The following is an 11,353-nucleotide window of genomic DNA, read 5'->3' as shown; positions in this document are numbered from 1 at the left end:
CAAGGGCTCCCGAGGGAGCCCTTTTCTATTCGCCATTTCAGCAAGCGCCAACACTCGCCGGCTGAACGCTACTTCAGGTAGAGCTTGGCCATCTCATGGTGGTCCAACACCGCCTCCTTGTACTCCACCTTCAGCTGCTGCACCAGGTTGGCCACCGTGGGAATGTCCTTGATGGCACCCACTCCCTGACCGGCAGACCAGATCTTCGACCAGGCCCCGCCCTGCTTCTCCCCCGGGGTCAGCTCCTGACCAAAATCGATGTCGGTCTTGGGCGCCAGGGCATCCGGGTCCAGCCCGGCATTGGCGATACTCTCCTTGAGGAAGTTGGCCGCCACCCCGGAGATGTTCGGGGTGTAGAGGATGTCCGCGGCGCTGGCGCACTGGATCATCTTCTTATGGCCCGGGTCGGCCGTGGACTCCTGGGTATTGATAAAGCGGGTGCCCATGTAGGCCAGGTCGGCGCCCATCTGCAGGGCGGTGGCAATATCCCGTCCGCTGGAGAGGCTGCCCGCCAGCAAGAGGGTGCCCTGGAACAGCTGGCGCACCTCCGCCAGCAGGGCAAAGGGACTCATGGTGCCCGCATGACCACCGGCACCGGCGGCCACCAGGATCAACCCGTCCACCCCGGCTGCGGCCGCCTTACGGGCGTGCCGTACCGTGGTGACATCGTGGAACACCAGGCCGCCATACTCATGCACCCGCTCCACCAGCTCAGGCACCGCCCCGAGGGAGGTGATGATGATGGGCACCTTGTGCTTGATGCACAGCTCCAGGTCCGCCTCCAACCTGGGGTTGGACGGATGGACAATCAAATTAACCGCATAGGGAGCCACCCTGGCTCCCGCCCCATAGCCATGCTTGACCAGGGCTTCATTAATGGTGATCAACCACTGCTCAAAACCCTCGCTGGTGCGCTGGTTCAGGGCGGGGAAACTGCCTACAACCCCACTTTTACAGGTTTCGATCACCAAATCCGGGCCGGACGCCAGAAACATTGGGGCGGCAACGGCCGGAAGCTGCAGGGTCTTCTGCAGCAGACTTGGCAGTGACATAGTGCGTTCTCCAAAAACACTCGCCCATATTGTTACCAAGCTCGGCTAACCGGGCAAATTAGAAGACCTTCAAGCTTATCGAAGGGTTCTCTTTGGTTATGGAACCCGGCAACTGTTATAATCCGCGCCCTATTCCATTATCGAGACCCAGCCCATGTCCCTGACCGAAGAACAGATTAACGACTTCTACCGCCTGACCAGCAAAGAGCGCTTTGGCCAGTTTGTGGCCCAGGTGCAGGAGAAGAAGGTGGTGTGGACCCTGGCCAATGATCAGGGCTGCGTACTGGTGGACACCGGTGAAGAGCAGTGCCTGCTGCTGTGGCACGACGAGGACCTGGCGGAAAGCTGGGCCACCGAGGAGTACCAGGGCTGTCGCGCCATGGGCATTCCTCTGGACGACTTCCTGGCCAAGTGGGTACCCGGCATGGCACAGGACGGCTTCGACGTGGCCCTGGTGCCCACCCGCGCCGGCGAAGGGGAAGTGATGTCCCCGGAAGAACTGGCCGGCGAACTCACCGCCGAGTAACACAACAACGGGGCCCAGACGGCCCCGTTTTGTTTTGGCCCATGGCCAAGCCCTGCCTCGGAGTCATTGGCTCAACCAGCCCCAACAAAGAAGCGAGCGCTTACCTGCACGGCCAGGTTTCGGCTCCCAACCCTCAATCAAGACAATTCGAAATAGCCAACCCCAGGCTTCCGATAAATCATTCGAAGACTTGCTGGGCACTGTGCGACCAAAGACGCTGGGCTCCGGCGTGCGCCGGAGTGACTGTGCTGGGGGAGAGCACAGTGCTTTGCATCATCGACGTGCGAACCTGCAGCAACATACACCTTCCGCTACGAAGCTCTTTGCTTAATTCATCGCACAATCGTCTTCCTGGCGAAGGCGCGATCCAGTGTCTTTCAACTCGGTACAGTCGGCCCCATTACCGCCAGCAACAAAGCGCTCCCTGGCCCATACGCACAATCGTCTTCCCGGCGCACGCCGGGATCCAGTGTCTTTCAGCTCAGTACAATCGGCCCCAATACCGTCAGCGACGAAGCGCTCCCTGACCCACACGCACAATGTCTTCCCGGCGGACGCCGGGATCCAGCGTCTTTCAACTCGGTACAGTAGGCCCCATTACCGCCAGCAACAAAGCACTCCCTGACCCACACGCACAATGTCTTCCCGTATATGGACTCCTCCCGAGTTTCAACCTCCAGCGCAAACAGAAAAAGTAAGATGCAGGCGTATATTCGGGCTCTTGATGGGTTGCGATCCCTGGCCACTGATGTTTTCGCACCACCATGCCTCTACGCGAACGCGGAATTGAATTCTCGCCGGCAAGATCAGGCTCTTGGTGGTCGGTCTCACCTGTTTGTTATGCGCTCTTGGTTGTCACTCTTAACTCTTGAATCGATGGTTAGATAGCTTGAGATTGTTGATAATCCTGATCTCGGTGCAACATGGCCCAGGCAGTGCGAATGGTTTTGTTAACTAGCGCCACTGCCGCGCGTCGAAGCCCGCGTCGCTCAATAATTGCCAACAGCCATCTTTCTTTGAGTGTCTTAGGTGGCCTACGGCCTAATTGCATGGCCACAGCTAATGCCCCCTGAATCAGGTTGGCGCGCAGCCGCTTATGGCCTATCCGCTTGCCAATACCACCTAAAGAAGTGACGCCCCCGGTACTGAATTGCTTAGGCGTCACTCCAATGCAGGCCGCGGCTTCCCGGCCATTCTTAAACCCTTCACCACGCTCACCTAAGATGAGATACAAGGCCAAGGCATTAACCTCGCCAACGCCTTCAAGCTTCATGAGCCTCTTGCAGGGCGACTGCTGCTTTATCAATTCTGATAGCTGCTTCTCTATTTGTTTGAGCTCATCTCTCCCCCGTTGCCATTGCTGGTACACCTTTGAAAGCTGAGCTTTGAAGGCCTGAGGAAGAAGCTCAGACGAGCCGTCTAGAAGCTCTGGCATGATCCGTATAAGTGCTGTATTCCCTTTTGCGATGGTGATACCAAACTCATAGAGCAAGCTACGCATCATGTTGCTGGTTGAGCGGTTATGATCCAGCCAGTGCTGACGCATCCGCTCAATGCTTTGCAAAGCTTGTTGTTCAACCGATTTGACTGCTGCAGAGCGAGTGCTTGGCTGACGGGCTGCTATCGCGATGGCCAGTGCATCGTTGCTATCGGTTTTATGGCCCTGCCGATATGGGGTGACTGTTTTGGGGGCGATGATCATGACGGTGTGGCCAAAAGATTCAGCGAAGCGGCCCCAGTAGTGGGCGGAGCCACAGGCCTCCATGGCAACAATGGAGGGTTTCTGCTTGGCCAGCCATTGCTCAAGTCGTGCGCGTGACATACTGCGGTTATTCAACACTTGATGTTCCGGACTGAGCGTTGCCACTTGGAAAGAAGATTTTGCCAGGTCGATGCCGATGATATTAAGGTTAAGCATGTATGGGCTCCTTTCGCTGTTAGAGCGGTTGTGGTGACTTAACTCTAGCCCCTTAGGGGAGGGAGGAGTCCATACATCGCGAACGCCGGGATCCAGTGTCTTTAGATCTTTAAATCCACCGACTACCTTTAAACCCTCACTCCAAGGAAGGAGAGAAAAAATGGACAAACTCCCCTGCGTCTACCTGATGACAAACGCCAGAAACGGCATTTTGTATATCGGCGTAACCTCCAACCTGCACAAAAGAGTGTGGGAGCATCGTAACCACGTTGTGGAAGGGTTTACCAAACAGCACCACCTGACCAAGCTGGTCTATTTCGAAATGCACAGCTCCATGTACCAAGCCATCACCCGAGAGAAGCAACTCAAGAACTGGCAAAGGCAATGGAAGATAGAATTGATTGAACAAACCAACCCCTACTGGCGGGACCTGTGGGAAGACATTTGCGGAAATTGAAGACTCTAGGCTCCGGCGTGCGCCGGAGTGACTGTGCTAGAGGGAGAGCACAGTGCTCTGAATCATCTGCGTGCGACCCTGCAGCAACATACATCAGTCACTACGAAGCGCTTTGCTTCATTCATCGCACAATCGTCTTCCCGGCGCATGCCGGGATCCAGTGTCTTTCAAAAGCTGTTTCGAATAGATACGGCTCAAAGGAGCATTCAAATAACCTGCGAACTAAGACGCTGGGCTCCGGCGTGCGCCGGAGTGACTGTGCTAGAGGGAGCTGTTGTGGATGGAATTGACGAAGTACGAACCTGCTAGCCGGACCAACGAACTCTTAGAAGCGGCTTTCAGTGAGCACCACCGCCAACTACAAAGCACTCACCGATCCACACGCACAATCGTCTTCCCGTATATGGACTCCTCCCGAGTTTCAACCTCCAGCGCAAACAGAAAAAGTAAGATGCAGGCGTATATTCGGGCTCTTGATGGGTTGCGATCCCTGGCCACTGATGTTTTCGCACCACCATGCCTCTACGCGAACGCGGAATTGAATTCTCGCCGGCAAGATCAGGCTCTTGGTGGTCGGTCTCACCTGTTTGTTATGCGCTCTTGGTTGTCACTCTTAACTCTTGAATCGATGGTTAGATAGCTTGAGATTGTTGATAATCCTGATCTCGGTGCAACATGGCCCAGGCAGTGCGAATGGTTTTGTTAACTAGCGCCACTGCCGCGCGTCGAAGCCCGCGTCGCTCAATAATTGCCAACAGCCATCTTTCTTTGAGTGTCTTAGGTGGCCTACGGCCTAATTGCATGGCCACAGCTAATGCCCCCTGAATCAGGTTGGCGCGCAGCCGCTTATGGCCTATCCGCTTGCCAATACCACCTAAAGAAGTGACGCCCCCGGTACTGAATTGCTTAGGCGTCACTCCAATGCAGGCCGCGGCTTCCCGGCCATTCTTAAACCCTTCACCACGCTCACCTAAGATGAGATACAAGGCCAAGGCATTAACCTCGCCAACGCCTTCAAGCTTCATGAGCCTCTTGCAGGGCGACTGCTGCTTTATCAATTCTGATAGCTGCTTCTCTATTTGTTTGAGCTCATCTCTCCCCCGTTGCCATTGCTGGTACACCTTTGAAAGCTGAGCTTTGAAGGCCTGAGGAAGAAGCTCAGACGAGCCGTCTAGAAGCTCTGGCATGATCCGTATAAGTGCTGTATTCCCTTTTGCGATGGTGATACCAAACTCATAGAGCAAGCTACGCATCATGTTGCTGGTTGAGCGGTTATGATCCAGCCAGTGCTGACGCATCCGCTCAATGCTTTGCAAAGCTTGTTGTTCAACCGATTTGACTGCTGCAGAGCGAGTGCTTGGCTGACGGGCTGCTATCGCGATGGCCAGTGCATCGTTGCTATCGGTTTTATGGCCCTGCCGATATGGGGTGACTGTTTTGGGGGCGATGATCATGACGGTGTGGCCAAAAGATTCAGCGAAGCGGCCCCAGTAGTGGGCGGAGCCACAGGCCTCCATGGCAACAATGGAGGGTTTCTGCTTGGCCAGCCATTGCTCAAGTCGTGCGCGTGACATACTGCGGTTATTCAACACTTGATGTTCCGGACTGAGCGTTGCCACTTGGAAAGAAGATTTTGCCAGGTCGATGCCGATGATATTAAGGTTAAGCATGTATGGGCTCCTTTCGCTGTTAGAGCGGTTGTGGTGACTTAACTCTAGCCCCTTAGGGGAGGGAGGAGTCCATACATCGCGAACGCCGGGATCCAGTGTCTTTAGAAAGCCGAGGCTTATGCCGACCGCTCCTGCTGTTGCACTCGCCATAGGGCGGCGTAGTGGCCCTCTTTGGTCAGAAGCTCCTGATGGCTGCCCTGCTCCACAATCTCGCCCTGATCCAGTACCAGGATCTTATCCGCGTCCACCACGGTGGAGAGGCGGTGGGCAATCACCAGGGTCGTCTGCTCGCGGGCAATCTCAGACAGGGCGGTAAGGATGTGCTGCTCGGAGTGACTATCCAAAGAGGAAGTCGCCTCGTCGAACACCATGATGGGCGGGTGCTTCAGAATCGCCCGGGCGATGGCCACCCGCTGCTTCTCGCCGCCGGAGAGTTTCAGGCCGCGCTCACCCACCAGGGTCTGCTCCCCATCCGGCAGGCGGGCAATGAACTGGTCCAGGTGAGCAAGTTTGATGGCATCCCACACCTGCTCATCGGTGGCATCCACCTTGCCGTAGCGAATGTTCTCAAAGATGGAGGTGTTAAACAGCACCGTATCCTGGGGCACCACGCCGATGGCCCGGCGTAACGAGGTTTGAGTCACCGAATCGATGGCCTGACCATCCACTCGAATCGCCCCACCGCTGACCTCGTAAAAACGGAACAGCAACTTGAACAGGGTAGACTTACCGGCGCCGCTGCTGCCCACAATGGCCACCTTCTGCCTGGGCTCCACCCGGAAGCTGACCCCCTTGAGGATGGGGCGCTCAGGGTGATAGTGGAAATGGACATCATCAAACTCGATGACACCGTCGGTGACCGCCAGCTGGCCGGCATCACGCTTATCCTCCACCAAGGGCTTGCGGCCCAGCAGATCAAACATCTTCTCGATGTTCGCCAATGACCCCTTCATCTCCCGATAGACAAACCCGAGGAAGTTGAGCGGCATGAAGATCTGCATCATAAAGCTGTTGATCAGCACAAAGTCACCCAGGGTCATGTCACCGTCAACCACGTCCGAGGCCGCCAGCACCATGGCCGCAGTCATCGCCAGGGCAATGATCAGCGCCTGACCCCCGTTTAGGGCAAACAGAGAGAGACGATTGCGACGCCGGGCGCTTTCCCACTGTTCCAGCTCCTTGTCGTAGTGATGGCTTTCATGCTCCTCGTTGGTGAAGTACTTCACCGTCTCGAAGTTCAGCAAGCTATCCACCGCCCGGGTACTGCTCTGGGATTCCGCCTCGTTCACCTGGCGGACAAAGTCGGTGCGCCACTCGGTGGCCACCACTGAGAAGCCGATGTAAGCCACCACCGCCAGCAGCACGATCAGGGCATAGCCCACATGGTAGTTCCACCACAGCAAGCCAACCACCAAGGCGATCTCCAGCAGGGTGGGAACAATGTTGAACACCATGAAACGCATCAGGAAGCTGATGCCATTGGTGCCCCGTTCTATGTCACGGGACACACCGCCGGTTCGGCGCTCCAGGTGGAAAGCCAAGTCGAGGCTATGCAAGTGGCGGAACACCTTCAGGCCCACCCGGCGCATGGCCCGCTCGGTAATGCGACCAAACAGGGTGTCACGCAGTTCGCCGAACAGCACATTGGAGAAGCGCACCAGGCCATAGGCCAGCAGCAATGCCAGAGGGATGGCAGTCACATTGGCCATCTCGCCAACACCATCTAGGTTGTCGACGATGTGTTTCAGGATGAAGGGCAGGCCGACGCTGGCGACCTTGGCGGCTATCAGACAGGCCAGGGAGAGGCCTAAAATGGTGCGGAACTCCAGCAGGTAGGGAAACAGCGACTTGAGCACGCCAAAGTTGACGCTTTTATAGTGGACTACCGAACCGTATCGCCGCATTAACTCTTCCTATACCCAAACTGTTGACCGCGCGCACATTATCCTCCTTTTTACGTGGGATTTCCTGTTTGGTTTTCCGAGGAGGGTTCAGGGTCCAGTGTCTGTCGTAAGTGCAAGCTAAGACGCTGGGCTCCGGCCTTCGCCGGAGTGACCGTGCTGGGGGGGAGCACAGTGCTATGAATCACCTGTGTTCGAACCTGCAGCAACATGCATCGACCACTACGAAGCAATTTGCTTCATTCATTGCACAATCGTCATCCCGGCGCACGCCGGGATCCAGTGTCTTTCGTAAGTCCAATCATTGTGCAAGCTAAGACGCTGGGCTCCGGCGTTCGCCGGAGTGACTGTGCTAGAGGGAGCTGTAGTGGATTGAATTGACGAAGTACGAACCTGCTAGCCAAATCAACAAACCCATAGAAGTTACTTTCAGCGAGCACCACCACCAGCAACGAAGCACTCCCCGGCCCATACGCACAATCGTCTCCCTGACGCACGTCAGGGCCCAGTGTCTTTGAAACGACTCTCACCGACTGCACGGATGCCAGCAACAAAGTGCTCCCAAACCCACACGCACAATGTCATCCCGGCGAACGCCGGGATCCAGTGTCTTTAAGCCCTTCACCCCACAACCACCTATGAACCGGGATATCTCCCTGAATTTCCCCACCCAACAGCCTAAAGGCTGCTAGGGTTAAAATAGGTAGGGGATAAAAGGATTTATCCAATGATCAAACTGCTGCATCACGGCGCCGCCGCTGGCGTCACCGGCTCCTGTCATCAGCTCTGGCTCGACTCAGACCACTCGGTATTGGTGGACTGCGGCCTATTCCAGGGGGAAGACCTGCAGCGCCGTCACCCTTCCGGCCTGGAGATAGAGTTCAGCCTCGACGGGGTGGAGGCGCTGATCGTCACCCACTGTCACATCGACCACATTGGCCGCATCCCCTACCTGATGGCCGCCGGGTTCGATGGCCCCATCTTCTGCAGTGAAGCCAGCGCTCACCTTATGCCCCTGATACTGGAAGACGCCATCAAGCTGGGCTTTACCCGCAACCGCGATCTGATAGAGCGTTTCCTCGACCTGATTCAACGCCGGCTCAAACCACTGCCCTACCACCAGTGGCATGCGATACCGGGTAAAGCACCGGGCATGGTGAGGCTGCGCCCCGCCGGCCACATTCTTGGCTCAGCCGTGGTCGAGATTGCCATGGACAGCCATCGCCGGGTGGCCTTCAGTGGCGATCTGGGCTGTTACAATACCCCTCTGCTGCCCGATCCCGACCCACCGGAGATGGCCGACCTGCTGGTGCTGGAAACCACCTATGGCAACCGTCGCCATGAGCACCGGGCGGAGCGCAGCAACAAACTGCGCGCCATATTGGAATCCACACTGGAGAACGGCGGCACCACCCTGATCCCCGCCTTCAGCATTGGCCGGACCCAAGAACTCCTCTATGAGCTGGAGGAGTTGCTGTTCCAGATGCTCGGCGAAAGCGCACTGGCCAAGGTGCCCATCGTGGTTGACTCACCCCTGGCCGCACGCATCACCCAAAGTTACCGACACCTGCAGAACTTGTGGGACAGCGAAGCCAAAGGTCGCGTCAGCCGAGGCCGTCATCCGCTGGACTTCGACCAGTTGATTACCATCGAGGAGCATCAACAGCACCAGGCGCTGGTCAACCGGCTGAGTCACAGCGGAGAGCCCGCCATAGTGCTGGCCGCCAGCGGCATGTGCAGCGGCGGACGCATCGTCAACTACCTCAAGGCCCTGGCGGGCGATGAGCGCACCGACATCCTATTTGTGGGGTATCAGGCGCCTGGTACTCCGGGACACAAGCTGCAACAGCTTGCCGGCCCGGGAAAAGTGGCCTTCGACGATGAACTAGTTCAGGTGAATGCCAAGATTCACAGCCTGAGTGGCTTCTCTGCCCATGCCGACCAACCAGACCTGTTGAGGTTTGTCTCCGGCATGGCGCTGCCCCCAGCCTGCATCAGGCTGGTCCACGGTTCGCCTGTGGCTCAAAAGGGGCTGGCAAACTGCCTAAAGCGCAACATGCCAGGTGTCAAAGTGGAGCTGGCCTCACTGATACGACACAGCAAGCGGCACAACGCGCCGGCTTAGTCGACAAAAGAGACTGAGCAAATCACAACTGCTCTAAAGAAGACACTGACCGACCGCACCGAGTCCATCAACAAAGCGCCTCTCTCACCGCGCGCACAATCGCCACCCTGACGAACGTCAGGGCCCAGTGTCTTTGAAACGACACTGACCAACCGCACAGAGGCCAGCAACAAAGCGCCTCTCTCACCACACGCACAATCGCCACCCTGACGAACGTCAGGGCCCAGTGTCTTTGAAACGACACTGACCAACCGCACAGAGGCCAGCAACAAAGCGCCTCTCTCACCACACGCACAATCGTCTTCCTGACGCACGTCAGGGCCCAGTGTCTTTGAATTCGACACTGACCAACCACACAGGGGTCAGCAACAAAGCGCCTCTCTCACCGCACGCACAATCGTCCCCCTGACGCACGTCAGGGCCCAGTGATGTGATGGACGCCCCCCTACGATACGGCGTCAAATGCGCCAGAATTAAGTTGCGACACATAATTCAGAGAGGAGCGTCCATCATGTCTATTAAAGCCATTGGAATTGATTTAGCCAAGAGTGTTTTTCAGGTTTGCGTTCTGCTGGAGGATGGCTCCATCCTTTGGAACCGCAAGGTCAAAAGAGAAAAGCTGCTGCACACACTCCTTGAATTCCCAACGGATACACTGGTGGCCATGGAGTCTTGTGCTCGTTCTCACTATTGGGGAAGGCGGCTCCAGCAAGCCGGTTACCAGGTGAAGCTCATCCCCGCACAACATGTAAAACCCATGGTGTCTGCGCAAAAGAACGATGCCAATGATGCGCTGGCCATTTGCGAAGCGGCTTTCCGCCCTAAGTTGCATCCAGTTCCCATAAAGACCATTGAGCAGCAAGACATTAAGGCTCTGCGCTGCGTCCGGCAGAGAATGGTCGACTACAGAACGGCACTGGCCTGTCAGATACGTGGCTTGGCAGGAGAATATGGCGTTAACTTCAGTACCGGGATAAAGCTGTTGAGAAATCAGTTACCCGAATCCGTTGAAGATGGCGATAACGGGTTGAGCTTTGTCATGCGGGGGCTGTTGCTGCGGATGGAGCGGGAGCTCAAGGCTCTGGATGAGGAGATCAAAGCCATAGAGCAGGAGATTCATCAGCTGTGCAAACAGCAACCCCGCTATCAACTTTTGCAGAGCATTCCGGGGTTCGGTCCCATTGTCGCGGCAGCTTTCGTCAGTGAAGTGGGTGACGGCCGACAGTTTTCCAACGGTCGTCAACTGGCGGCTTGGTGTGGCTTGGTTCCAAAGCAGCACAGCACCGGAGGCAAAACCCGGCTGGGCAGCATTACCAAGGCAGGAAACAAGCAACTGCGGGTGCTGTTAATTCACGGGGCAAGAGCGGTCTTCGCTCATGTGGCCAAACGAAATGACAGGCTGGGAAGATGGCTGAGCAATCTGATAGTGCGCCGGGGCAAGCGCAAGGCAATCGTGGCCCTGGCCAATAAACTGGCCCGGATTGCCTGGAGCATGACGGTCAGCGGCAGCCAGTTCGAGTTGAATCACGCTTTCACAGCTTCCAAATAACCACTTCCTCCACTTTAAGAGGGGAATAGAGGGTACCAAGCAACCTGAGTTTGCATAACTTGATGAAAAACGGTTATCCGGCCTGGCAAGAGCCTGACATAAGACCGACAGAGAATGTCGTTCCAGCGTGAAGGTGGTCAGGTTCGGACCACATT

The 11,353-nt window shown here is 56.5% G+C and carries 8 protein-coding genes; 4 read left to right on the top strand and 4 right to left on the bottom strand.

Features of this window, described 5'->3' with window-relative positions:
• Positions 1 to 68: 68 nt before the first annotated feature.
• On the bottom strand, positions 69 to 1,052 hold the full coding sequence (locus QUE41_RS06085) for an NAD(P)H-dependent flavin oxidoreductase (RefSeq protein WP_286341993.1): 984 nt from the start codon (positions 1,050 to 1,052) through the stop codon (positions 69 to 71).
• A gap of 154 nt (positions 1,053 to 1,206) precedes the next feature.
• Here QUE41_RS06085 and QUE41_RS06080 point away from each other — a divergent pair, with 154 nt between their 5' ends.
• The gene (locus QUE41_RS06080) at positions 1,207 to 1,578 is read left to right on the top strand and encodes a DUF2750 domain-containing protein (RefSeq protein WP_286341992.1); all 372 of its coding nucleotides are present in this window, start codon (positions 1,207 to 1,209) and stop codon (positions 1,576 to 1,578) included.
• A gap of 880 nt (positions 1,579 to 2,458) precedes the next feature.
• Here the strand turns inward: QUE41_RS06080 and QUE41_RS06075 are convergent.
• The gene (locus tag QUE41_RS06075) at positions 2,459 to 3,496 is read right to left on the bottom strand and encodes an IS110 family RNA-guided transposase (protein WP_286341956.1); all 1,038 of its coding nucleotides are present in this window, start codon (positions 3,494 to 3,496) and stop codon (positions 2,459 to 2,461) included.
• 160 nt (positions 3,497 to 3,656) lie between these two features.
• Between QUE41_RS06075 and QUE41_RS06070 the strand changes: the two genes are divergently transcribed.
• Complete coding sequence (locus QUE41_RS06070) at positions 3,657 to 3,953, top strand: GIY-YIG nuclease family protein (protein WP_286341991.1); 297 nt, start codon at positions 3,657 to 3,659, stop codon at positions 3,951 to 3,953.
• A gap of 632 nt (positions 3,954 to 4,585) precedes the next feature.
• On the opposite strand, the gene QUE41_RS06065 is transcribed toward QUE41_RS06070, so the two are convergent.
• Positions 4,586 to 5,623, bottom strand: a complete 1,038-nt coding sequence (locus tag QUE41_RS06065; RefSeq protein WP_286341956.1) for an IS110 family RNA-guided transposase — start codon at positions 5,621 to 5,623, stop codon at positions 4,586 to 4,588.
• Between the two features lie 116 nt (positions 5,624 to 5,739).
• Positions 5,740 to 7,527, bottom strand: a complete 1,788-nt coding sequence (locus QUE41_RS06060) for an ABCB family ABC transporter ATP-binding protein/permease (protein WP_286341990.1) — start codon at positions 7,525 to 7,527, stop codon at positions 5,740 to 5,742.
• Positions 7,528 to 8,251: 724 nt separating this feature from the next.
• Between QUE41_RS06060 and QUE41_RS06055 the strand changes: the two genes are divergently transcribed.
• Complete coding sequence (locus tag QUE41_RS06055; RefSeq protein WP_286341989.1) at positions 8,252 to 9,649, top strand: MBL fold metallo-hydrolase RNA specificity domain-containing protein; 1,398 nt, start codon at positions 8,252 to 8,254, stop codon at positions 9,647 to 9,649.
• A 511-nt stretch (positions 9,650 to 10,160) separates the two neighbouring features.
• Entirely contained in the window at positions 10,161 to 11,198 is a 1,038-nt protein-coding gene (locus QUE41_RS06050; protein ID WP_286341021.1) for an IS110 family RNA-guided transposase, read from the top strand.
• Positions 11,199 to 11,353: the final 155 nt, after the last annotated feature.

It is taken from the genome of Ferrimonas sp. YFM, assembly GCF_030296015.1.
Taxonomy (GTDB): Bacteria; Pseudomonadota; Gammaproteobacteria; order Enterobacterales; family Shewanellaceae; genus Ferrimonas.
This window is presented reverse-complemented; position numbering and strand designations above follow the sequence as displayed.